Source organism: Streptomyces sp. NPDC052107 (assembly GCF_040680215.1).
Taxonomy (GTDB): domain Bacteria; phylum Actinomycetota; class Actinomycetes; order Streptomycetales; family Streptomycetaceae; genus Streptomyces.
Map to the genome: position 1 here is coordinate 1 of NZ_JBFAWG010000006.1, position 23,528 is coordinate 23,528.

Sequence of the window (23,528 nt, forward strand, 5' to 3'; positions counted from 1 at the left end):
GTTGATAGGCCGGATCTGGAAGCCAGGTAACTGGTGGAGGTGACCGGTACTAATAGGCCGAGGGCTTGTCCTCAGTTGCTCGCGTCCACTGTGTTGGTTCTGAAACCACGAACAGCCCCGCCGAAAGGTGGTGCGGCGTTCACAGTTTCATAGTGTTTCGGTGGTCATAGCGTGAGGGAAACGCCCGGTTACATTCCGAACCCGGAAGCTAAGCCTCACAGCGCCGATGGTACTGCAGGGGGGACCCTGTGGGAGAGTAGGACGCCGCCGAACAATCTTTGAGAAAGGCCCACGCCGTCCGGCGTGGGCCTTTCTGCGTTTCAGGACCGGCAGTACCCCGACGGGCGGAAAAGTCACGGCGGATCAGAGCCGGCCCGCCGCCTTCAGAGCCAGATACGCATCCGCCAATGCCGGCGCCAAATCCTCCGGCGTCGCGTCCACAACCGTCACGCCATGCCGTCGCAGCTGCTCAGCCGTGCGCTGACGCTCGCTCTGCGCCTGAGCCGCCGCCGCTGCCTCGTACACCGCTTCCGCGCTGCCCCGGGATTCTGCCATTCGTGCGATGTGCGGGTCGGCCACCGAGGCGACCAGAAGGGTGTGTCGTTGAGTGAGCTGTGGCAGCACGGGCAGCAGGCCCTGCTCCACGGGGGCCGCGTCGAGCGTCGTGAGCAGCACGATCAAGGATCGGCGCGGTGCCGTACGCAGAGCGGCCGAGGTGAGACCCCGGGCGTCGGTCTCGACGAGTGCCGGTTCCAGCGGGGCCATCGCGCTGACCAGGCCCGGCAGTACGTCTCCTGCCGAGCGGCCTTGCACCAGGGCCCGTACCCGGCGGTCGTACGCGAGGAGCGCCACGCGGTCGCCGGCTCGGGAGGCCAGGGCCGCGAGGAGGAGTGCGGCGTCCATGGAGGCGTCGAGGCGTGGGGCGTCGCCCACGCGGCCGGCCGAGGTGCGGCCGGTGTCCAGGACGAGCAGGATGTGACGGTCGCGCTCCGGGCGCCAGGTGCGCACGGCGACGGCGGACTGGCGGGCGGTGGCTCGCCAGTCGATGGAGCGGGTGTCGTCCCCGGGGACGTACTCGCGCAGGCTGTCGAACTCCGTTCCCTCGCCGCGGGTCAGCACGCTGGTGCGGCCGTCGAGTTCACGCAATCGGGCGAGTTTCGACGGGAGGTGCTTTCGGCTGGTGAACGGGGGCAGAACTCGTACGGACCAGGGCAGCTTGTGGGCGCCTTGGCGGGAGAACAGTCCGAGGGGGCCGTAGGAGCGGATCGTCACGCGGTCGGCCTGGCGATCGCCGCGGCGGGTGGGGCGCAGCCTGGTCGTGACGCGCCGGCGTTCGCCCGGGGGGACGGCCAGACGGTGGCGGGAGGCCTCGATCTCGGTGCCCGGCTGCCAGCTGCTGGGCGGCCACCCGTCCCGCAGTTGTGCCCGCAGGGGTCGGCGGGACGGGTTGGTGATCGTGAGCGTGACGTCGGCGGAGTCCCCGAGACGGGTGGAGGTGTCGCCGGAGCGGGACAGGACGAGCCGTCGTACGGGGGCGGCGAGCGCGTAGTCGCAGGCGCAGGCGAGGGCCAGGGGGCCGTTGACGGCGAGGATGCCCGTCCAGCCGGGATCGAGGATGCCGACGGGGATCGAACCGAGGGCCGCGAGGAGGGCTGCGCGTCCGGTGAGTGCCATCAGCGGGGGACCGGGACGTGGGCAAGGATGGCGGTGATGACGGAGTCCGCCGTCACGCCCTCCATCTCCGCTTCGGGGCGCAGCTGGACACGGTGGCGCAGGGTGGGCAGGGCGAGGGCCTTGACGTCGTCGGGGATGACGTAGTCGCGGCCCGTCAGCCAGGCCCAGGCGCGCGAGGTGGCCAGGAGAGCGGTGGCGCCGCGCGGGGACACGCCGAGGGTGAGGGAGGGCGACTCCCGCGTGGAGCGGCAGATGTCCACGACGTACGCGGTGATCTCGGGGGACACGGTCGTCTTGGCGACGGCGGCGCGGGCCGCCTCCAGGTCGGCGGGTCCGGCGACGGGGCGTACGCCGGCGGCGCGCAGGTCTCGCGGGTTGAAGCCCGAGGCGTGGCGGGTCAGGACGTCGATCTCGTCCTGACGGGACGGCAGAGGGATCGTCAGTTTGACGAGGAACCGGTCCAGTTGGGCCTCGGGGAGGGGGTAGGTGCCCTCGTACTCGACCGGGTTCTGCGTTGCGGCGACGAGGAACGGCTCGGGGAGCGGGCGGGGGGTGCCGTCGACCGTGACTTGGCGTTCCTCCATGGCCTCGAGGAGGGAGGACTGGGTCTTGGGCGGAGTGCGGTTGATCTCGTCCGCGAGCAGCAGGTTGGTGAAGACCGGGCCCTCCTGGAAGGAGAACTGGGCAGTGCGGGTGTCGTAGACGAGCGAGCCGGTGACGTCGCTCGGCATCAGGTCGGGAGTGAACTGGACGCGCTTGGTGTCGAGTTCCAGTGCGGAAGCCAGGGCGCGGACGAGCAACGTTTTGGCGACTCCGGGGACTCCTTCAAGGAGAACGTGTCCGCGGCAGAGGAGGGCGACGACGAGGCCGGTCACGGCGGGGTCCTGGCCGACCACAGCTTTGGCGATCTCGGCGCGCAGGGCTTCCAGGGAGGCTCGGGCGGTGCCCGGGCCCCCGGTGTTCCCGGCGTTGTCAGTGGTCGGGTCCATCATGAACGGCGTACCTCTCTTTCGAGGGCGTCGAGTCGGTCGGTGAGTGCGATGAGGGCCGCGTCGTCGCCGGGCGGCGGTCCGAAGAGGAGGGAGTGCAGGGCCTGTTGGTCGCCGGTGAGGTGGGCGGACAGGGCGGGGAGCAGGGCCTCGGGCGTGTGCGCCTGGGTGACGGGGATGCCGACGAGGGGGGCGAGGCGGGTGCGGGTGGTGGAGCGAAGAGCGGCGGCCGCGCGGTCGCGGGCGTCGGCCTTGCGGTAGAGGCGAGCGCGGCCTTCGGCGGTCTCCGAGGCGCGGATCGCGACGGGGAGTTTTTCGGGCACGAGGAGGCCGAAGCGGCGTGCCCGCCAGAAGGCGGCGAGGACCGCTGCGACGAAGAGCTGCAGGGTGCCCCAGAGCCAGCCCGAGGGGAGCAGGTCGAGGAAGTTCTTGCGGTCGCCGGTGCCGGTGGCCGAGGTGTCGGAGAGCGAGGGGAGGTACCAGACCAGATGGGGGCGGGAGCCGAGGAGTTGGAGGGCGAGCGAGGCGTTGCCCTGCTCGTCGAGGCGGTCGTTGTAGAGGATGTCGGGCGCGCCGAGCACGACGGTGTCGCCGCCCCCGGAAGCCTCGGGGACGCGCAGCAGGGTGGCGAGGCGTGCGCTGGGGTAGCAGCGGTCGGCGCCGAGGCGGGTGGTGGTGTAGCGGATGCCGCCGGTGTCGGCGCTGCCGGCGCGCCGGGCCTCGGGCAGGGTGCAGCCGGGGGCGAGCGTGGTGGCGCTGCTCGTGGCGGGGTCTGCGGTGACTCCGGGGGCGAGTCGTTCGACGGAGGGGCTGCCGGCCGCGACCAGGACGGTGCGTCCTCCGGAGGCCGCGGTGGCCTTGTGCAACTGGACCTGTTGACGGTTCGTCAGCAGGTCGGGCACGGCGACCAGGAGAGTGGTGTCCGGCCCGGCGGCGTCCCGTGCGGCGCCGAGCGTGGTGACCACGCGCGTGGAGACGCCCCGGTCGGCGAGGAGTTGAGCGACGGCACGGCTGCCGTAGGGGTCGGCGGAGCGCGGGTCCAGTTCGCCGTGCCGGGCGGTGGAGCGTACGGCCGCCATGGCGACGGCCGCCACCAGGATCAGCGCGGCGGCGAGCGCGATGCCTCGCGCGCGGGTCCACACCTGGCGGACGGTGGGCGCGGTGGAGGTCGTCGGCAGCGTGGCCTCGGCGGTCACTCGGCGGCCCCCTGGTGGGTGGTGCGGGCCGTGCTGGTGGTGCTGTGGGCGAGGGCGGGCCGGCTGCGTTCCAGGTCGCGGTCGAGTTCGGCGATGCGGTGGTACGACTGTTCGGTCGCCCTGCGTCCGCCGTATGTCACGTCGTCGAACTCGCGGGCTGCGGCCCGCAGTCGGTCGGTGTGCGCGGGCAGGGTCCGGGCGGCCTCGGCGGCGGCTTCGTCGGCGGTGCGGCCCGGGCGGACGTCGAGCAGGGTGCGTTCCTCCAGGGAGCGGACGATGGCCCGCATGCGTTCCTGCACGGCCTGGTTCCAGTGGCCCTGGGCCGCGTGTGCCTCGGCGGCGGCGCGGTGTTCGGCGGCGCTGCGGGGGCGGTCGTCGAACAGGGCGGCGGCGGTGGAGGAGGGTTGCCGGCGCGGGGTGCCCAGGCGCCACCACAGGGCGGCCAGGACGGCGACGACGAACAGGACCACGACGACCAGGCCGAGTGGGCCGCCGGGTGTCGCCGAGGCGGCCGAGTTGAACAGCCGGTCGAGCCAGTCCCAGAACGCGTTCAGCGCGCGCTGGAACAGTCCGGGGTCGTTCTCGTGGTACATCCGCTTGGACAGCTCGCGGCGAGCCGCCTCCCGCGCGGGACCACGCGGGATGGTCACGGGCGGCTCGTCTCCCGAGCCGCCCGCTGCGTGGACGACGGTGTCCGCCGCACGCAGCAGGCCTTCTACGACCGTGCCGACGGCGCCGGACGGGGCCGCGGCCGTGAGCACTCCCCCCGTGGGACTCACCGCATCAGCTCCCCGGGACGGGACCGGGGCCGCCGGCGCTCTGGACACCGGCGGCGCGGGCCAGTTCCAGGTCGAGGGCCTCGCGACGGATGCGCTGGTCGATGTAGAGGAGCACGGTGACGCCCGCGCTGATCGGCAGGGTGAGCGTGGTGCCGATCAGGGCGCCGATACCCCGGATGATCAGGGCGGTCCAGCCGATGTGTCCGCCGCTGGTGCCGAGCACGTCGCCCGTGCTGTCGCCACTGACGGCGGCCCCGATCAGGGTGAAGGGAATGGAGATGACCGACGCGACGATGATGGTGATCAGCAGGGTGAGCAGCACGATGCCGAAGGTGCGCCACCAGGAGCCGCGGACGAGCTTCGCGGAGCGCTTCAGGGACTTCACGATGCCCTGCCGCTCCAGCATCAGGGCCGGCGCTGCCAGGTAGAAGCGGATCCCCAGCCATACCGCGACGACGGTGGCCGCGAGGAAGCCGAGGACGAGCAGGGCGGCTCCGCCGTCGCTGTTGCCGGCGAGCAGGACGAGGAGGCCGGGCAGTCCACCGACGAGCACGACACCGGCGAAGATCAGGCCGAGCAGGATGAGCAGTCCGCAGAGTTTCAGGATCTGCGGGCGGGATTCGCGCCAAGCCTCGCCGGCGGTGACCGACCTGCCCAGGACGGCCCGGCTGGTGATGGTCGTGAGCAGGGCGGTCAAAACGATGATGGCGACCGTGCGGATCACGGCGACGATGCCGGTGCCGATCATGGTCTCGCGCAAGGCGTGGAGCGCTTCGTCGGGGCTGGCGTTGTTCGGGTCGTTGATCGTCGACTGGACGGCGGTGTCGTTCAGGACGAGGCCCTGCAGCAGGACCATGCTGGTGTTCAGGAGCAGGGACACAGCCAGCGAGATGCCGAGCACGGTGCGCCAGTGGGTGCGCATGGTGGAGACGGCGCCGTCGAGGATCTCGCCGACGCCGAGCGGGCGCAGCGGGATGACACCGGGCTTGGCCGCGGGCGGGGGGCCGCCCCAGCCGCCGCCCCAGGCTCCGTGACCGCCGGGGGCTCCGTGACCGCCGTAGCCGCCGGGAGGGCCGCCGTATCCGCCTCCGTACCCGCCGGGCGGCTGTCCGGTCCAGCCCGGGCCGGGCGGCGGGGGTGGCGGGGTCTGCTGGGGGCTTGGGGCACCGGTGGGCGCGGACCACTGGCCGGCCGGCGGCTGCTCCTTGGACCACTTCACGCCTGGGCCCTGCGCGTTGGCATCCGGCTGCGGCGCGGGTGCGGTGTCGCCGGGGCGGTCGGCAGGCTCGGCGGGACCGGACGCGCCGGGTTCCCGCCCCTCGTTCGACGGGGCGGTTCCGGGCGAGGCCCAGCCCGGAGTGTCTGTCATCGAAGCTCCTTCTCGGTGCCCGTCCGCGGTCGCGGCGGCAGGTTGGCAGCCATCGTGCCATGGGGTGGTCATCAAGGGACCGGCCGCGGTAGGCGCTGGGTGCCTTCAATTGTCTGCCGGATCCGGGGCAGACTGACCGCATGGCTGATCAGCAGGCGCGAACTGACGGGGACAAACGGCCGACCGAGATACCTGCGATTCGATGGGAGGAACCACCCGAAGGCCCTGTGCTGGTGCTTCTCGATCAGACGCGGCTGCCGGCCGAGGAGGTCGAGCTGGTGTGCACGGACGCGCCGGCGCTGGTGGAGGCGATCCGTTCGCTCGCCGTGCGCGGGGCGCCGCTGCTCGGGATCGCGGGGGCGTACGGTGTCGCGCTCGCCGCCGCGCGCGGATTCGACGTGGCCGAGGCGGCGTGGGCCCTTGAGGGCGCACGGCCCACCGCGGTGAACCTGTCCGTCGGCGTTCGCCGGGCCCAGGCCGCGTATCAGGCCGCGCTGGCGCAGAGCGGTGATCCCACCGCCGCGGCCACGGCGGCGCTGGCCGCGGCGCGGGCGCAGCACCGGGAGGACGCCGATGCCAGCGTCCGGATGGCGGCTCACGGACTGGCGCTGCTGGACGAGCTGGTCCCCGGCGGCAGGCACCGGATCCTCACCCACTGCAACAGCGGCTCGCTGGTGTCGGGCGGTGAGGGCACGGCCTTCGCGGTGGCCCTCAAAGCGCACCGTGAGGGGCGGCTGCGGCGGCTGTGGGTGGACGAGACACGGCCGTTGTTGCAGGGTGCCCGCCTCACGGCGTACGAAGCGGCCCGCACCGGCATGGCGTACACCTTGCTCACCGACAGCGCGGCGGGTTCACTTCTCGCGGCCGGTGAGGTGGACGCGGTGCTGATCGGGGCGGACCGGATCGCGGCCGACGGCTCGGTGGCGAACAAGGTGGGGAGCTATCCGCTCGCTGTGCTGGCGCGGTACCACCATGTGCCGTTCATCGTGGTGGCCCCGGTGACGACGGTGGATCCGGACACTCCCGACGGGGCGTCCATCGAGGTGGAGCAGCGGCCCGGCTTCGAGGTCACCGAGATCGCAGCGCCTCAGGTGCCAGTGACGGGAGCGGGAGGCGGGGTTCCGGTGGCGCCCCTGGGGACCCAGGCGTACAACCCGGCGTTCGACGTGACGCCGCCCGAACTGGTGACGGCCATCGTCACCGAGGAGGGAGTCGTTTCCCCCGTGACGGCCGAGGCCCTCGCGGAGCTGTGCGCCGGGTCGCGCGGGGCAACGACCAGCCAATAGCGAGATCGAAGGGCACGGCATGCCACCCGTGTGGCCCTCGCGCGTGCCCGAGGTGGCGGGCGCGACAGCCGCCACGGAGATCGACGTCAGAGGACAGGGGCAGACAGTGACGGCTCCGTACGACTATCGTCACCGGCCAGTGACCTCCCTCACCAGGGCGCCTGTCGCTGTTATGAGAATGGGATGATGTCGTTTATGAAGGGACGAGTCCTTGTCGTCGACGACGACACCGCACTGGCCGAGATGCTCGGCATCGTGCTGCGTGGTGAAGGTTTTGAGCCGTCTTTCGTAGCCGACGGCGACAAGGCGCTGGCCGCTTTCCGGGAGACCAAGCCCGATCTGGTTCTGCTCGACCTGATGCTGCCCGGTCGGGACGGCATCGAGGTGTGCCGGCTGATCCGGGCCGAGTCCGGGGTGCCGATCGTGATGCTCACGGCGAAGAGCGACACCGTCGACGTGGTCGTGGGCCTGGAGTCGGGCGCGGACGACTACATCGTCAAGCCGTTCAAGCCGAAGGAGCTGGTCGCCCGGATCCGGGCGCGGCTGCGGAGGTCGGAGGAGCCTGCGCCGGAGCAGCTGACCATCGGTGACCTGGTCATCGATGTCGCCGGACACTCGGTGAAGCGGGACGGGCAGTCGATCGCGCTGACCCCGCTCGAGTTCGACCTGCTGGTCGCGCTCGCCCGCAAGCCGTGGCAGGTGTTCACCCGTGAGGTGCTGCTCGAGCAGGTGTGGGGCTACCGGCACGCCGCAGACACGCGGCTTGTCAACGTGCACGTCCAGCGGCTGCGTTCCAAGGTCGAGAAGGATCCGGAGCGGCCCGAGATCGTGGTGACCGTCCGCGGTGTCGGTTACAAGGCCGGGCCGAGCTGACGTGTCGGGGGACAGTGCCGCTTCGGCTCCCGGCCGGTCCGGGTCCCGTCCGGGGCGGCCTGTCGGCCGGACGGCGGGAGCCCGGTTCAGAAGTCTCTTCGAGGGCGGGCTGCTCCAGGGCGGGGTCCAGGGCAGCCCGGTCATCAGGCTGCTCCTGCGATGGGTGCGTCGTCCGCTGCTGCCGGTGATGCGACTGTGGCGGCGCAACATCCAGCTGCGGGTCGTCGCCACGACGCTGGTGATGTCCCTGGGCGTCGTGCTGCTGCTGGGGTTCGTCGTGATCGGGCAGGTGCGCAACGGCCTGCTGGACGCGAAGGTGAAGGCCTCGCAGAGCCAGGCCACGGGTGGGTTCGCGGTGGCCAAGCAGAAGGCCGACGAGGCGGCCAGCGGCGCCGGTACGGGCGCGGCCGCCGGGAGCGCCACCGCCGACGGCACCGCGACCGCGGACGGCCGTCAGTCGCAGAACGTCATCCAGTGGATGAGCGACCTTGTGGAGTCGCTGTCCAGCGGCGGCGCGGGCGCGTTCGACGTCGTCACGCTGCCCGTCGGCGACGACAGCGGCGGCGGCCGCAGCCCGCGCGGCTCCGGGAACGTCAACCCGACCTCCAGCATCCCCGACGACCTGCGCGAGCGGGTCAACAGCGGTACGACGGCCGCCCAGAGCTACACCCGGATCGTCTACGCCAACGGCAAGGAGTCGCAGCCGGCGCTCGTCATCGGCAAGCAGGTCAACGACCCCAACGGGCGGCCGTACGAGCTGTACTACCTCTTCCCGCTCACGCAGGAGGAGAAGTCCCTGAGCCTGGTCAAGGGCACCCTCGCGACCGCGGGGCTGTTCGTCGTCGTGCTGCTCGGAGCCATCGCCTGGCTGGTGGTGCGCCAGGTCGTCACGCCGGTGCGGATGGCGGCCGGGATCGCGGAGCGGCTTTCCGCTGGGCGACTGCAGGAGCGGATGAAGGTCACCGGCGAGGACGACATCGCGCGCCTGGGCGAGGCCTTCAACAAGATGGCGCAGAACCTCCAGGTGAAGATCCAGCAGCTGGAGGACCTGTCGCGGATGCAGCGCCGGTTCGTGTCGGACGTCTCGCACGAGCTGCGCACCCCGCTGACCACCGTCCGTATGGCTGCGGACGTCATCCACGAGGCGCGCCAGGACTTCGACCCGGTGACCGCGCGCTCGGCCGAGCTGCTCGCCGACCAGCTGGACCGGTTCGAGTCGCTGCTCGCCGATCTGCTGGAGATCAGCCGCTTCGACGCGGGCGCGGCGGCGCTGGAGGCCGAGCCGATAGACCTCAGGGAGGTCGTCCGGCGCGTGGTCAGCGGCGCCGAGCCACTCGCCGAGCGCAAGGGCACGCACATACGCGTGGTCGGCGACCAGCAGCCCGTCGTCGCCGAGGCCGACGCCCGCCGTGTGGAGCGCGTGCTGCGCAACCTCGTCGTCAACGCCGTCGAGCACGGCGAGGGCAAGGACGTCGTCGTCAAGCTCGCCGCCGCGGGCGGCGCGGTCGCCGTCGCGGTGCGCGACTACGGCGTGGGCCTCAAGCCGGGCGAGGCGACCCGGGTCTTCAGCCGCTTCTGGCGGGCGGACCCGGCACGCGCGCGTACCACCGGCGGTACGGGCCTCGGGCTGTCGATCGCCCTGGAGGACGCGCGGCTGCACGGCGGCTGGCTGCAGGCCTGGGGCGAGCCGGGCGGTGGCTCGCAGTTCCGGCTGACGCTGCCCAGGACCGCGGACGAGCCGCTGCGCGGTTCGCCGATACCGCTGGAGCCCAAGGACTCGCGCCGTAACCGTGGCCTCGACGAGGCCGGTCTGCCCGGCGGAGGCGAGGAGAAGCGGGCGACCCTTCCCGTGCAGCAGCGCGGCGCCCAGGCGCCCGCCCTGCCACCGCGCGCCCCGATCGCGCCGCGTCCGGCTCCTGGCGCCCCCGCCGCCGACCCGGCCGCACTGCCCGGCAACGGCAACGGCGCGCGCGTGGTGCCCCGGCCCACCGGTGGCGCACGGCGCGCGGACGACAGGCCCGCCGCGCGTCCGGCACCCGACGCGGGCGCGGCACGGCCGGATGCGGCCGACACGGAGGACTCGACGGAGCCAGGGGAGGCATTTCGTGGGCGCTGACCGCAGGGGGGGCGCCCGGCCCCGGCCGGGACGCGCGGTGGCGTACGCCGCCCTGGGAACCGTACTGCTGTCCGGGTGCGCCTCGATGCCCGACAGCGGGGATCTGCGGAACGTGGAGTCCACGCCGCGGCAGGACACCGGGGTCCGGGTGTTCGCCATGCCGCCGGCCGAGGGTGCCGGGCCCGCCGAGATCATGCAGGGCTTCCTGGAGGCGCTGACCAGCGACGACCCGGCGTACGACACAGCCCGCAAGTACCTGACGTCCGCCGCGGCGCACAACTGGCGGCCGGAGCGGTCGACCACGGTCCTCGCCAACGGGCCGAGCATCGAGCCCGACTGCCGGCCGGGCACGGGGTCGGAGCCGACGAGCAGCGTCACCTGCGTCCTCGCGGGCAGCAGGGTCGCGACGGTGGACTCACAGCAGGCGTACGAACCGGTCGGCGGCTCCTACCGCAAGAAGGTGCACCTCACGCGGGACCCCAAGAACGGGCAGTGGCGCATCGACGCGCTGCCCGACGGTGTCGTCATGGGCAAGTCGGACTTCCAGCGCAACTACACGTCCGTCGACAAGTACTACTTCGCCTCCGACACGACGGTCGGGTCCACGCGGGATCCGGTGGCGGTCGCCGACCCGGTGTTCGTGCGCAGCAAGGTGGACCCGATGACGCAGATGGTCCGCTCGCTGCTGAGCGGCCCCACCCGCTGGCTCGGGCCGGTCGTCAGGTCCAGCTTCCCGACCGGTACGGCCCTGCAGAAGGACGTGTCGGGGCTGGCGCCGGACGACCAGAACAAGCTGACCGTGCCGCTCAACCTCAAGGGGGCCGAGGTCACGGCGACCAAGTGCACCGAGATGGCGACGCAGCTGCTGTTCACGCTGCGGAACCTGGCGCCGACGCTGGAGTCCGTCGAGCTGCAGGGCGTCGGCGGCCACCGGCTGTGCGACCTCAACGAGGAGCGCGCCGAGGTCACCGCCTGGCGCGGGTCGGCCAAGAGCCCAGAGAACCTGTACTACCTCGACGGCAAGCACCGGCTGGTGCGGATGCCGACCGGGAGCACCACCACCAGCGCCGTACCGGTGCCGGGCCCGTTGGGCGAGGGCGGCAAGGCGCTCGAGTCGGTGGCGGTGTCGCGGGACGAGCACAGCGCGGCCGGCGTCGGCGGCCAGGGCAGGTCGTTGTACGTGACGTCGCTGGCGTCGGGCGGTTCGCTGGGGCAGGCGCTGGTGAGCAGCCAGGGCGCGACCCTGGACGACCGGCTGACGACACCGAGCTGGGACGCCCGCGGCGACCTGTGGGTGGCCGACCGGGACTCACGCCGTTCACGGCTGTACGTCCTGGAACAGGGCGTTGCCAAACCGGAGGAGGTCGCGGTCCCGGACCTGCCCGGCCGGATCAGGGACGCGCGGGTCGCCGCGGACGGGGTGCGGATCGCGCTCGTGGTGGAGAAGGCCGGCAAGCAGTCCCTGCTCATCGGCCGGATCCAGCACGACGACGGTACGGGACAGGGCACGTCGGTGGTCGAACTGCGATCGGCTGCGCCCGACCTGGAGCAGGTCAGCGCCCTTTCGTGGGCCGGGGACAGCAGGCTGCTCGTCGTCGGCCGGGAGCAGGGCGGTGTGCTTCAGTTGCGGTACGTCCAGGTCGACGGCTCCACGCTCGACGGGCCGGCGCCGGGCGCGCTCACCGGTGTGAAGTCGATCGCCGCGTCCGAGGACGAGCGGGTGCCGCTGGTGGCCTGCTCGGAGGACGGGATCGTACGGCTGCCGTCCGGGTCGCAGTGGCAGAAGGTGGACAAGGACGGGACGGCGCCGGTCTATCCGGGCTGAGCGTCGTATCACGCACCGCCCCTTCCCCCGTGTGGGTGAGGGGCGGTGCGCGTTTCTCCGGGTTGTCCACAGCGCGTTTTCCACAGGGGTGGCCGGACCGCTTCCGTGTTGGCACAGTGGTGGACATGCGGGGGTGGTGGCAGAACCTCACCGACCTGGTGCTGCCGACCGACTGCGCGGGCTGCGGAGCACCTCGTACGGTGCTCTGCCCGCGGTGCCGGGCCGCGCTGTACGGCCGAGCGCCGCGGCGGGTGCGGCCGGTGCCGGAGCCGGCCGGGCTGCCGGTGGTGCATGCGGTGGCTCCGTACGCGGAGGAGGTGCGCACGCTGCTTCTCGCGCACAAGGAGCGGGGCGCGCTGGCCCTCGCGGGAGCCCTGGGCACGGCCCTGGCGGGAGCCGTGCGGGCAGGGCTCGGCGAGAGCGGCGCAGGTGCCACTGCCGCGGGCTCCTGGCCCGTGCTGCTCGTGCCCGTGCCCTCCGCCCGATGGGCCGTGCGGGCGCGTGGGCACGATCCGGTGCGGCGGATGGCGCTCGCGGCGGCCCGGGAGCTGCGGCGCACCGGGACGCCGGCCAGGGTGGCGGCCGTGCTGCGCCAGCGGCGGCCGGTGGCGGACCAGGCCGGGCTGGACGCGCGGCGGCGCCTGGCGAACCTCGCGGGCGCGCTGGAGGTGACGGCTGGCGGTGGCCGGCTGCTCGGCGAGGGTCGCGTCGTGCTCGTCGACGACCTGATCACCACCGGCGCCAGCCTCGCGGAGGCGGCGCGAGCTGTCCGGGAGGTGGCAGAGGAGGGAACTGGAGTGAGAACAGTCGTGTACGGAGCCGTAACTCGGGAAGGAAGGGATGAACGACGGATCGGAACACGGTGGGAGAGCGAGAAGTGGGTGCATGGTGCACCGGAAAAGACGGTCGTGAACACCGTCCGACATGCGCTCCATACGGCCGTGATCGCCGCTCCGCTGGATTCTTTCGAATAAACAGGAACTGACCGCTGACTTGCATCGTTGCAGGCAGCGAGAGGGGTAATTCACCGGAACGGAGGTACGCAGGAGTAGAGGGTGACGACATCCGTCCGGGCGAGATATGTTCGGTTGTGAGGAAAGGCGCAGGCCACACCTCTCATATCGGAATGCCGTGCCGCGGGTTTTCGGCAATCACCCGTGGCGGTGGGGTGGAGCTCTCGCCCTTGGGGGAGGAGGAGGTGGAAGTCACCGAGTCCGCGGTCCGGTGATCACCGGACCTGGTGCAAAAGGGAGATGCTCCGCCGATGGAGCGGAGCGATCCGGGAACGGAGTTCTGCGTGGACATCGTCGTCAAGGGCCGCAAGACCGAGGTGCCCGAGCGGTTCCGCAAGCACGTGGCCGAGAAGCTGAAGCTGGAGAAGATCCAGAGGCTCGATGCCAAGGTGATCAGCCTCGACGTCGAGGTGTCCAAGGAGCCCAACCCCCGACAGGCCGACCGCTGTGACCGAGTGGAGATCACGCTCCGCTCCCGCGGTCCGGTGATCCGGGCGGAGGCAGCGGCCAGCGACCCGTACGCGGCACTCGACCTGGCGGCGGAGAAGCTGGACGCGCGGCTGCGCAAGCAGCACGACAAGCGTTTCTCCCGCCGAGGCGCACGCCGGATCTCGGCGGCCGAGGTGCCCGACCACGTCCCGGGCGCGGCGACGCTGAACGGCAACGGCCTCCCCGCTCAGGAGGAAGAGACGGACGGAGTGCCGACGAAGAAGATCGGCTCGCTGGAGGTCAAGGGTGAAGGCCCCCTCGTCGTCCGCGAGAAGACCCACGTCGCCGCCCCGATGAGCCTCGACCAGGCCTTGTACGAGATGGAACTGGTCGGCCACGACTTCTACTTGTTCGTCGACGCAGAGACGAAGGAACCCAGCGTCGTCTACCGGCGACACGCCTACGACTACGGCGTGATCCACCTCAGCACGGACCCGATGGTCGCTGAGGCGCAGCCCCCCGCGGCAGGTGGCACGCTGGGCGGCTGACCCATCCGGCCCATATCGAGCCGGTGCCCCTGGAAGCGCGTGTGCGCCCCCAGGGGCACCTGTGTGCGACCAGTTCACGCCTCGCCCGTCACCCCGGTGTCGCCCGGGCATGAAATCATGGCCGGACCGGCCCAACCGGTGGGCCGCTGCCTTGGGTTGGCGATGGCACAGGACCACAGGCCACAGCCTTCAGGGGGAGGAACGATGGCGGACACCTTCGGACCGATGCGGGACGAGGATGCCGACGACGGTGTCATCGGCATGGGCCCGGACACGGGCTCCGCACACGCGGAGCCGATCAGGGTCCTGGTCGTGGACGACCACGCCCTCTTCCGGCGCGGCCTGGAGATCGTGCTCGCGGCCGAGGAGGACATCCAGGTCGTCGGCGAGGCCGGTGACGGGGCCGAGGCCGTGGACAAGGCCGCAGACCTGCTCCCCGACATCGTGCTGATGGACGTCCGCATGCCCAAGCGCGGCGGGATCGAGGCCTGCACCTCCATCAAGGAGGTCGCCCCCAGCGCCAAGATCATCATGCTGACGATCAGCGACGAGGAGGCCGACCTCTACGACGCGATCAAGGCGGGCGCGACGGGATACCTCCTCAAGGAGATCTCCACGGACGAGGTGTCGACCGCCATTCGCGCGGTGGCCGACGGGCAGTCGCAGATCAGCCCGTCGATGGCCTCCAAGCTCCTCACCGAGTTCAAGTCGATGATCCAGCGCACCGACGAGCGCCGGCTGGTGCCTGCGCCGCGGCTGACCGACCGGGAGCTGGAGGTCCTCAAGCTCGTCGCCACCGGGATGAACAACCGGGACATCGCCAAGGAACTGTTCATCTCCGAGAACACCGTGAAGAACCACGTCCGCAACATCCTGGAGAAGCTCCAGCTGCACTCCAGGATGGAAGCCGTGGTCTACGCGATGCGGGAGAAGATCCTCGAGATCCGCTAGGGCCTACCCGAGCAGGCCGGCGAGTTCCCTCGTCAGGGGCTCGCGCAGGCCGGGTGCGTCCACCCGCTCCACCCGGACGTCCGTGCAGTTCACCCAGCTCGCCGCCTCGATCAGGGCCTCGGCGACCGCAGGGACCGCCTTCGGGCCGTCCAGGGTGACCTGCCTGGCCACCAGCGTGCGGCCCTCGCGCGCCGGGTCCACCCGCCCGACCAGTCGGCCGCCTGCGAGCACGGGCATCGCGAAGTAGCCGTAGACCCGCTTCGGCCTGGGCACGTACGCCTCCAGACGGTGGGTGAAGCCGAAGATCCGCTCCGTGCGCGCCCGCTCCCAGATCAGCGAGTCGAACGGCGACAGAAGGGTGGTGCGGTGCCGGCCGCGCGGCGGTGTCGCCAGGGCCGCCGGATCGGCCCAGGCCGGCTTCCCCCAGCCCTCGACCTCGACCGGCACCAGACCCGAGTCGGCGATCACCGCGTCGACCTGCTCGCCCTTGAGGCGGTGGTAGTCGGCGATGTCCGCGCGCGTGCCGACTCCGAGGGACTCGCCGGCCAGTCGGACCAGGCGGCGCAAGCACTCGGCGTCGTCCAGCTCGTCGTGCAGCAGCGCGTCCGGGACGGCGCGCTCGGCGAGGTCGTACACCCGCTTCCAGCCGCGCCGCTCGACGCACACCACCTCGCCGTACATCAGCGCGCGCTCCACCGCGACCTTGGTGCCGGACCAGTCCCACCAGTCGCTCGTCTTCTTCGCGCCGCCCAGTTCCGTGGAGGTCAGCGGGCCTTCCGCGCGCAGTTGCTTGATGACCTGGTCGTAGACGCCCTCGGGCAGCTCGTGGTTCCAGTGTGGGCGGTCACGGTAGGCGCGGCGGCGGAAGGCGAAGTGCGGCCACTCCTCGATGGGCAGGATGCACGCCGCGTGCGACCAGTACTCGAAGGCATGGGCGCCCGTCCAGTAGGCGGCCTCGGCCGTCTTGCGGCCGACCGCGCCGAGCCGGGCGTACGGCACGAGTTCGTGGGAGCGGGCGAGGACCGAGATCGTGTCGAGCTGGACCGCGCCGAGGTGGCGCAGCACGCCGCGGACTCCGGCCCGCCGGTCGGGCGCGCCGAGGAAGCCCTGGGCCCGCAGGGCGATACGGCGGGCGTCGTCCGCGGTGAGGGTGGTCGTCGGTCGCGGAAGGGTCGTCATGCCCCGGACGATAGAGGGTGCCACTGACAGTCCGCGGTGAGCTGGGCAGACGCCCGGAGACGGCGGGGCGGAGGCCGGGCGGCGGGCTGAGCGGAGGCTCGGGGGACAGGCAGGGCAGGGGCCCAGGAGCGGGCTGGGCGGACGCCCGGGGACAGGCTGGGCGGACGCCCGGGGACAGGCTGGGCGGGCGGCCGGAGCGGTCAGGTGCGGGCGGGCAGGTACGGCGCTGTGGACGGCAGGCCCAGGTCAGAGGGGAGCAGGGAGCCGACCCAGCAGTCCCGGCGCACTCCCTTGTTGTTGAGCGCGGAGCGCAGGGTGCCCTCGATGGTGAACCCCGCGTGTTCCGCCACCGCGCGGGAGGCGCGGTTGCCGACCTCGGCACGCCATTCGACCCGGTCGACGCCGACCTCGGTGAAGATCCACCGGCAGGCGGTGAGCGTGGCCTCGGTGACGTAACCGTGGCCGCGGTGCTCCTTGGCCGCCCAGAAGCCGACCTCCGCCACGCCGAGCGACCGCATGGTGAGACCGAGCATGCCGGCGAGTTCTCCGCCGGTGAGGAACACACCGAAGGTGAACATCGAACCCTGCGCCCAGCCGTCGGGGACCAGTTCCTCGGTGAAGCCGCTCGCGTGCTCGGGCAGATACGGCGAGGGCACCGTGGTCCAGCGCTGGATCTCGGGGTCCTGCGCGGCGTCGTAGACCGCCTGGGTGTCGTGCGGGCCGACCGTGCGCAGGATCAGGCGGTCGGTGGTGAGTGTGACGGGTTCCATCGGCTGATTGTGCTCGGCGGTACGCGGCCGGGCCATCGGTTTTCGCTATATGTGAGCGCGTGATCACAGTTCGCGCAAATCCTCGCGCGGATGCGGCACTATCCGTGTGCCCCGTCCGTTGTCGGGATGAAGCAGCGACGAAGCAGCTGTCGGCCGCCAGGCCTCCCGACCCAGCCGGGGTCTCGCATACGATGGCCGTTGCTCAGTACGTCAAATGGAAACCGACCGTCCCAGGCCCGACCGGCAAGGAGACAAACCCCCGTGTCCGTCCTCTCGAAGATCATGCGTGCAGGCGAAGGCAAGATCCTGCGCAAGCTGCACCGCATCGCGGACCAGGTCAACTCCATCGAAGAGGACTTCGTGAACCTCTCCGACGCCGAGCTGCGGGCCCTCACCGATGAGTACAAGCAGCGGTACGCCGATGGTGAGAGCCTGGACGACCTGCTCCCCGAGGCCTTCGCCACCGTCCGCGAGGCCGCCAAGCGCGCCCTCGGCCAGCGGCACTACGACGTGCAGCTGATGGGTGGCGCCGCCCTCCACCTCGGCTATGTGGCCGAGATGAAGACCGGTGAGGGCAAGACCCTCGTCGGCACCCTGCCCGCGTATCTGAACGCCCTGTCCGGCGAGGGCGTCCACATCGTCACGGTCAACGACTACCTGGCCGAGCGCGACTCCGAGATGATGGGCCGCGTCCACAAGTTTCTGGGTCTGAGCGTCGGCTGCATCCTCGCCAGCATGACCCCGGCCCAGCGCCGCGAGCAGTACAACTGCGACATCACCTACGGCACGAACAACGAGTTCGGCTTCGACTACCTGCGCGACAACATGGCGTGGTCCCAGGACGAGCTCGTCCAGCGCGGACACAACTTCGCCATCGTCGACGAGGTCGACTCCATCCTCGTCGACGAGGCCCGTACGCCGCTGATCATCTCGGGCCCGGCCGACCAGGCCACCAAGTGGTACGGCGACTTCGCCAAGCTGGTCACGCGCCTGAAGAGGGGCGAGGCGGGCAACCCGCTGAAGGGCATGGAGGAGACCGGCGACTACGACGTCGACGAGAAGAAGCGCACGGTCGCCATCCACGAGGCCGGCGTCACCAAGGTCGAGGACTGGCTGGGCATCGACAACCTCTACGAGTCGGTGAACACCCCGCTCGTGGGCTACCTGAACAACGCCATCAAGGCCAAGGAGCTCTTCAAGCGCGACAAGGACTACGTCGTCCTCGACGGCGAGGTCATGATCGTCGACGAGCACACCGGTCGTATCCTCGCCGGCCGCCGCTACAACGAGGGCATGCACCAGGCGATCGAGGCGAAGGAAGGGGTGGACATCAAGGACGAGAACCAGACGCTCGCCACGATCACCCTGCAGAACTTCTTCCGCCTCTACTCGAAACTGTCCGGCATGACCGGTACGGCGATGACCGAGGCCGCCGAGTTCCACCAGATCTACAAGCTCGGCGTGGTCCCGATCCCGACCAACAGGCCGATGGTCCGCAAGGACCAGTCGGACCTGATCTACCGCACCGAGGTCGCGAAGTTCGAGGCGGTCGTCGACGACATCGCCGAGAAGCACGAGAAGGGCCAGCCGATCCTGGTCGGCACGACCTCCGTCGAGAAGTCGGAGTACCTCTCGCAGCAGCTCAGCAAGCGTGGCATCCAGCACGAGGTGCTGAACGCCAAGCACCACGAGCGCGAGGCGTCGATCGTCGCGCAGGCCGGCCGCAAGGGCGCGGTGACCGTGGCCACCAACATGGCCGGTCGTGGTACGGACATCAAGCTCGGCGGCAACCCCGAGGACCTCGCCGAGGCCGAGCTGCGCCAGCGCGGCCTCGACCCCGAGGAGCACATCGAGGAGTGGGCCGCGGCCCTGCCCGCCGCCCTGGAGAAGGCCGAGCAGGCCGTCAAGGCCGAGAAGGACGAGGTCGAGGACCTCGGCGGCCTCTACGTCCTCGGCACCGAGCGGCACGAGTCGCGGCGCATCGACAACCAGCTGCGCGGTCGTTCCGGCCGTCAGGGCGACCCGGGCGAGTCCCGCTTCTACCTCTCCCTCGGCGACGACCTGATGCGCCTGTTCAAGGCCCAGATGGTCGAGCGCGTGATGTCCATGGCCAACGTGCCGGACGACGTGCCGATCGAGAACAAGATGGTCACGCGCGCGATCGCGTCCGCGCAGTCGCAGGTCGAGCAGCAGAACTTCGAGACCCGTAAGAACGTTCTGAAGTACGACGAGGTCCTCAACCGGCAGCGCGAGGTCATCTACGGCGAGCGCCGGCGCGTGCTGGAGGGCGAGGATCTTCACGAGCAGGTCCAGCACTTCATGGACGACACGATCGACGCGTACATCCACGCGGAGACCTCCGAGGGCTTCCCCGAGGACTGGGACCTGGACCGGCTGTGGGGTGCCTTCAAGCAGCTCTACCCGGTGAAGGTCACCATCGAGGAGCTGGAGGACGCCGCCGGTGACCGGGCCGGTCTGACCGCGGAGTTCATCTCCGAGTCCATCAAGGACGACATCCACGAGCAGTACGAGGCCCGTGAGGCGCAGCTCGGCTCCGAGATCATGCGCGAGCTGGAGCGCCGGGTCGTGCTGTCGGTCCTCGACCGCAAGTGGCGTGAGCACCTCTACGAGATGGACTACCTCCAGGAGGGCATCGGCCTGCGCGCCATGGCGCAGAAGGACCCGCTGGTCGAGTACCAGCGCGAGGGCTTCGACATGTTCACCGCGATGATGGACGGCATCAAGGAGGAGTCCGTCGGCTACCTGTTCAACCTGGAGGTCCAGGTCGAGCAGCAGGTCGAGGAGGTCCCGGTCGAGGCCGCGGAGCCGGTCGGCGAGGGTGTTCCGGAGACGGTGCCGGCGCAGGCCGGGGCGCGTCCGGAGATCCGCGCGAAGGGGCTGGACGTTCCGCAGCGGAGGGATCTGCACTTCTCTGCGCCGACCGTGGACGGTGAGGGCGGCATCGTGGAGCGCGACCTCCAGGACGACGAGCCGGTGCGGTCCGAGGCGGACGGGCTGACGCGGGCGGAGCGGCGGCGGCAGGCCAAGGGCGGGCGGCGCCGTAAGAAGTAGCGGGTCGCCTGCGGTGCGTTGACCGTGGAGAAGGGCCGGGCCTCCTTTTGGGGCCTGGCCCTTCTGCGTCGTTGCGATCAGGTTGCCTGTCGCTGGGCGACGGGGGTTTCGCTTGCCCGCGCCGGCGGGGTGCCGCTGCGGCCATCCGTGCCGCCCCAGCGGCACGACTGCCCGCGGCTACGTGGGTGGGACGGCCCGCAGCCGCGCAGGTACGGCGTGTGGTGGTTGCTAGGGGCGGGGGCCTGTTTCTACTGCTGTGCAGCGCCAGCGGAGGTCCTGGCCGCGCTCCAGGCGGAAGGCCAGGGCGCGGAGTTGGTTGCCGGCGGCGATGCGGGCGAAGACCTCGAGGGCGCCCTCGGTGGGGACGTAGTAGCCGATGTCGTGGACGACGGGGCGGGCTCCGCGCGTGCGCAGGGGGCTGCGTTCGGCGAGGCGGGTCAGGTCGTCGTAGGCGCGGCCGGCGGTGTGGCGGAGCATCCAGTGGACGGGCCGCTGACCGCTCAGGACGGCCAGCAGACGATCTGCGAAGAGGTCGGTGGGGCGTACTGGGGGTGAGGCGGTCTCCGGCGTCGGGAGGGCCGTACCGGGGTTTTGGCGCGTGGTCGGCGGCAGGGCGTGCCTGCCCCTGATGGACGGCTTCCGGGGTGGGGCGCCGCCCGGGCGGCGGGTGTCGTGGCGGGTCGGCGGGCGGTGGCGGGGCTGCGGAGTGCGGTTCGTCGCCTTGGGCGCGGTGCGGCTCATGACCTTGTTCATGGGGTCCCCGTTCGGTGGGCCCGGGTGATACCGGGCGGTAACTCGCTGGTGGGGATCTTGTACGGGGGCGGGGAGTGGGGTGGCAAGGGAGGCGCGGCGGGACCGGGCGGTGCGCAGACGTTCACCTATCAGAGGGATGTGGGTGTCTTGGATCCCTGATGTGCGGCGGGTTGACCGAGTGAATGCGTGGTGCGGAGTCGACGGTCTGCGGGGAGTGGGCACAGACCCGAAAGGGGACGGGCGCACGTATCCTGAAGGCCCTCCGGGAGACGCGGCAGCCGGCGTTCCCGGGGCCTCAGCGGAGCCATTGAGCAGGAAAGAGCGGCCAGCATGCGCGTCTACGTCCCCCTGACCCTCCCCGGTCTCGCCGAGGCGCACAAGACGGGCGAGCTGGGGAGCGGCCCGTTCCTGGCGTATGCCGTCACGCCCGCACTGCGCGAGTGGTATCTCTCCGAGGACATCGAGGAACTGGAGTACGCGGCGCTCAACCGGGCCGCGCTGGCCTCGCTGCGGCTGCTGGCGGCGGATCCGGGTGCGGTACGGCGCCGGGTCGTGGTCGCCGTGGACGTGGCCGACGGCGCCGCGAGCGTCGACCCGGACCGCGGCCTGGACCCGTCCGCCCTCGGCGAGGTGACCGTGACGGCGACCGTGCCGCTCGCCAAGGCGGCCGCGGTGCATGTCGACGCCGAGGACGCGGAGCAGGACGTGGCCGCGGCGGCGGATGCGGTGGAGGCGGCCGACGGCGGGGACGACGACGCGCAGTTCGTCGTGGACGGCGCGGACGATCATGAGCTGCTGTGGTACGCCACGCAGGAGATCCCCAACCTCGTCGGACTCGCCTGACCCGATCCGACCTGGGCGGATTCATCGGCCGGCCGCGTTGTCAGTGGGGGCGGGTACGGTTTCTGGCATGGGGATGAAGGGGAGCTCGCACATCGTCTGGGACTGGAACGGCACGTTGTTCCACGACAATGACGCGATCATCGGGGCGACCAACGCGGCCTTCGCCGAGCTGGGGCTCGAGCCGATCACGCTGGAGCAGTACCGGTCGCTGTACTGCGTGCCGGTGCCGAAGTTCTACGAGCGGCTGATCGGCCGGTTGCCGACCGATGCCGAGTGGGAGCTGATGGACGGGGTCTTCCACCGGTACTACGCCGAGCACCGGGCGCGGTGTGGCCTGACCGAGGGGGCGGTGGAGTTGCTCGCGGGGTGGCGGTCGGCGGGGCGCAGCCAGTCGCTGCTGAGCATGTACGTGCACGAGGAACTGGTGCCGCTCGTGCGGGGGTTCGGGATCGAGGCGCACTTTCTGCGGGTCGACGGGCGTATGGGGCCGTCCGGGGGGAGCAAGGCCGAGCACATGGTGCGGCATCTGGAAGCGCTGAGCGGGGTTGTGGAGCCTGCGCGGACCGTGGTGATCGGGGACGCGGCGGATGACGCGGTTGCGGCGCGGGGTGTGGGGGCGCGGGCCGTGCTGTACACCGGGGGGTCGCACAGCCGGTCCAGTCTTGAGGAAGTGGGGGTGCCGGTGGTGGACACGTTGGCCGAGGCGGTGGAGGAAGCGCAGCGAATAGCGGCGTAGCCGGGGGTGCCGGGTTCTTGGTGCCCGGTGCGTGGTGGCGCCCTGTCGGCCAGGGCGGGTCCGTCGCTCGGCGATGTGCTGCGACCACCACGGCGGGACTCCGTCCCGGGCGCCCCTCGGCTCGCCGCCCCGTCTCAGTGCACCGGTGCCTTCGAGCGCAGGACCTTGAGGAACTCGCGCATCCAGGTCGGGTGGTCGGGCCAGGCTCGGGAGGAGACCAGGGTGCCGTCGACCACGGCTTCGGTGTCCTGGAAGGTCGCTCCGGCTGCCTGCATGTCCGGCTCCAGCGCGGGATAGGCCGTGACCCGGCGGCCGCGCAGGCTGTCGATCGCCGCGGTGAGCAGCGGGCCGTGGCAGATCTGGGCGACCGGCCGGTCGGAGTCGAAGAACGCCTTGAGGATCTTGCGGAGCTCGGGGTCGTTGCGCAGGTACTCGGGGGCCCGGCCGCCGGGGATGACGAGGGCCGCGTACTCGCCGGGGTCCACGTCGGCGAAGGCCAGGTCGGCGGGCCAGGTGTAGCCGGGCTTCTCGGTGTAGGTGTCGTAGCCGGGTTCGAAGTCGTGGACGACGAAGCGGAGGGTCTTGCGGGTGGGGGCCGCGATATGGACCTCGTAGCCCTCCTCGCGTAGGCGCTGGTACGGGTAGAGGACTTCCAGGGACTCCGCCGCGTCGCCGGTGACGATCAGGATCTTCGCGGGCATGTCGGCTCCTCCGGGTGCTCCGGTGCTCGGTGCTGCTGTACTCCTGGGCGGGACGCACTGTCCCTGGGCAACGTGCCAACACCGGGCGTGCTTGCCAAGGGGGCCGTCGCGGTTCTGGCCCTCGGCCGAGCGCCGGGGCCCCACCTGGCGGCAGGGTGCCCTGTTCTCAGACTGCGGTCAGGGCCCCACCGGCGCGACCGGACGAGACCGCAAGCTCACCGTCACAGGACCGGAAGCTCACTGCCCCCGGGCTCCGACGCCCGCCGCGACGAGACCGGAGGCTCACCGCCCCGCGACCGGAGGCCCACCGCCCCGGCACCGGATTCTCACCGCCCCGCGCCCCGACGCCCACTGCCCCGTGACCGGAAGTCCACTGCCGCAGGACCGGAAGCCCACCGCCCCGGCACCGGAAGCTCACCGCCCCGC

19 protein-coding genes and 1 rRNA gene are annotated in these 23,528 nt (G+C 71.3%); 11 read left to right on the forward strand and 9 right to left on the reverse strand.

What is annotated here, in order from left to right; translation table 11 throughout:
• Positions 1 to 156 precede the first annotated feature (156 nt).
• Positions 157 to 273 (forward strand): 5S ribosomal RNA (rrf, locus tag AB0M27_RS08255).
• A gap of 90 nt (positions 274 to 363) precedes the next feature.
• Here the strand turns inward: rrf and AB0M27_RS08260 are convergent.
• From AB0M27_RS08260 to AB0M27_RS08280, 5 genes are all read right to left on the reverse strand, one after another.
• Positions 364 to 1,674, reverse strand: a complete 1,311-nt coding sequence (locus AB0M27_RS08260) for a DUF58 domain-containing protein (protein ID WP_365719236.1) — start codon at positions 1,672 to 1,674, stop codon at positions 364 to 366.
• Complete coding sequence (locus tag AB0M27_RS08265) at positions 1,674 to 2,663, reverse strand: MoxR family ATPase (protein WP_365719676.1); 990 nt, start codon at positions 2,661 to 2,663, stop codon at positions 1,674 to 1,676. The genes AB0M27_RS08260 and AB0M27_RS08265 overlap by 1 nt, the downstream gene beginning before the upstream one ends.
• Entirely contained in the window at positions 2,663 to 3,859 is a 1,197-nt protein-coding gene (locus tag AB0M27_RS08270) for a DUF4350 domain-containing protein (protein WP_365719238.1), read from the reverse strand. The genes AB0M27_RS08265 and AB0M27_RS08270 overlap by 1 nt, the downstream gene beginning before the upstream one ends.
• The gene (locus tag AB0M27_RS08275; RefSeq protein ID WP_365719678.1) at positions 3,856 to 4,569 is read right to left on the reverse strand and encodes a DUF4129 domain-containing protein; all 714 of its coding nucleotides are present in this window, start codon (positions 4,567 to 4,569) and stop codon (positions 3,856 to 3,858) included. Before AB0M27_RS08275 ends, AB0M27_RS08270 begins: the two co-directional genes overlap by 4 nt.
• Positions 4,570 to 4,642: 73 nt before the next feature.
• The gene (locus AB0M27_RS08280) at positions 4,643 to 6,007 is read right to left on the reverse strand and encodes a glycerophosphoryl diester phosphodiesterase membrane domain-containing protein (protein WP_365719240.1); all 1,365 of its coding nucleotides are present in this window, start codon (positions 6,005 to 6,007) and stop codon (positions 4,643 to 4,645) included.
• Positions 6,008 to 6,147: 140 nt separating this feature from the next.
• Here AB0M27_RS08280 and mtnA point away from each other — a divergent pair, with 140 nt between their 5' ends.
• The 7 genes from mtnA (at position 6,148) to AB0M27_RS08315 (ending at position 15,048) form a co-directional block, all read left to right on the forward strand.
• Positions 6,148 to 7,293: an S-methyl-5-thioribose-1-phosphate isomerase gene (gene mtnA, locus AB0M27_RS08285; RefSeq protein ID WP_365719242.1), complete on the forward strand. Its 1,146-nt coding sequence runs from the start codon at positions 6,148 to 6,150 to the stop codon at positions 7,291 to 7,293.
• Positions 7,294 to 7,476: 183 nt separating this feature from the next.
• Positions 7,477 to 8,166, forward strand: coding sequence for a two-component system response regulator MtrA (gene mtrA / locus AB0M27_RS08290; protein WP_191870552.1), 690 nt, complete (start codon positions 7,477 to 7,479; stop codon positions 8,164 to 8,166).
• Between the two features lies 1 nt (position 8,167).
• On the forward strand, positions 8,168 to 10,282 hold the full coding sequence (gene mtrB, locus AB0M27_RS08295; protein ID WP_365719244.1) for an MtrAB system histidine kinase MtrB: 2,115 nt from the start codon (positions 8,168 to 8,170) through the stop codon (positions 10,280 to 10,282).
• The gene (locus AB0M27_RS08300) at positions 10,272 to 12,107 is read left to right on the forward strand and encodes an LpqB family beta-propeller domain-containing protein (RefSeq protein WP_365719246.1); all 1,836 of its coding nucleotides are present in this window, start codon (positions 10,272 to 10,274) and stop codon (positions 12,105 to 12,107) included. The genes mtrB and AB0M27_RS08300 overlap by 11 nt, the downstream gene beginning before the upstream one ends.
• A 125-nt stretch (positions 12,108 to 12,232) precedes the next feature.
• Positions 12,233 to 13,081 (forward strand): ComF family protein, encoded by an 849-nt coding sequence (locus AB0M27_RS08305; protein ID WP_365719248.1) that lies wholly within the window; start codon positions 12,233 to 12,235, stop codon positions 13,079 to 13,081.
• Between the two features lie 290 nt (positions 13,082 to 13,371).
• Positions 13,372 to 14,097 (forward strand): ribosome-associated translation inhibitor RaiA, encoded by a 726-nt coding sequence (raiA, locus tag AB0M27_RS08310; protein WP_351809381.1) that lies wholly within the window; start codon positions 13,372 to 13,374, stop codon positions 14,095 to 14,097.
• A 204-nt stretch (positions 14,098 to 14,301) separates the two neighbouring features.
• Positions 14,302 to 15,048, forward strand: coding sequence for a response regulator transcription factor (locus tag AB0M27_RS08315; protein WP_365719250.1), 747 nt, complete (start codon positions 14,302 to 14,304; stop codon positions 15,046 to 15,048).
• Positions 15,049 to 15,051: 3 nt separating this feature from the next.
• Here the strand turns inward: AB0M27_RS08315 and AB0M27_RS08320 are convergent, their stop codons facing one another.
• Positions 15,052 to 16,227 (reverse strand): crosslink repair DNA glycosylase YcaQ family protein, encoded by a 1,176-nt coding sequence (locus AB0M27_RS08320; protein ID WP_365719252.1) that lies wholly within the window; start codon positions 16,225 to 16,227, stop codon positions 15,052 to 15,054.
• Positions 16,228 to 16,427: 200 nt separating this feature from the next.
• Complete coding sequence (locus tag AB0M27_RS08325) at positions 16,428 to 16,997, reverse strand: GNAT family N-acetyltransferase (protein WP_365719254.1); 570 nt, start codon at positions 16,995 to 16,997, stop codon at positions 16,428 to 16,430.
• A 261-nt stretch (positions 16,998 to 17,258) separates the two neighbouring features.
• Between AB0M27_RS08325 and secA the strand changes: the two genes are divergently transcribed.
• Entirely contained in the window at positions 17,259 to 20,069 is a 2,811-nt protein-coding gene (gene secA, locus AB0M27_RS08330) for a preprotein translocase subunit SecA (protein WP_365719256.1), read from the forward strand.
• Between the two features lie 228 nt (positions 20,070 to 20,297).
• Here the strand turns inward: secA and AB0M27_RS08335 are convergent, their stop codons facing one another.
• Positions 20,298 to 20,822, reverse strand: coding sequence for an Rv3235 family protein (locus tag AB0M27_RS08335; protein ID WP_365719258.1), 525 nt, complete (start codon positions 20,820 to 20,822; stop codon positions 20,298 to 20,300).
• A gap of 330 nt (positions 20,823 to 21,152) precedes the next feature.
• Between AB0M27_RS08335 and AB0M27_RS08340 the strand changes: the two genes are divergently transcribed.
• Together AB0M27_RS08340 and AB0M27_RS08345 are read left to right on the forward strand one after the other, a co-directional pair.
• Complete coding sequence (locus AB0M27_RS08340) at positions 21,153 to 21,665, forward strand: hypothetical protein (protein WP_365719260.1); 513 nt, start codon at positions 21,153 to 21,155, stop codon at positions 21,663 to 21,665.
• Between the two features lie 67 nt (positions 21,666 to 21,732).
• Positions 21,733 to 22,401 (forward strand): HAD family hydrolase, encoded by a 669-nt coding sequence (locus AB0M27_RS08345; protein ID WP_365719262.1) that lies wholly within the window; start codon positions 21,733 to 21,735, stop codon positions 22,399 to 22,401.
• Positions 22,402 to 22,535: 134 nt separating this feature from the next.
• On the opposite strand, the gene AB0M27_RS08350 is transcribed toward AB0M27_RS08345, so the two are convergent.
• Positions 22,536 to 23,102 carry a DJ-1/PfpI family protein gene (locus AB0M27_RS08350; protein WP_365719264.1) on the reverse strand — a complete coding sequence of 189 codons (567 nt, stop codon included), beginning with the start codon at positions 23,100 to 23,102 and terminating at the stop codon, positions 22,536 to 22,538.
• Positions 23,103 to 23,528: the final 426 nt, after the last annotated feature.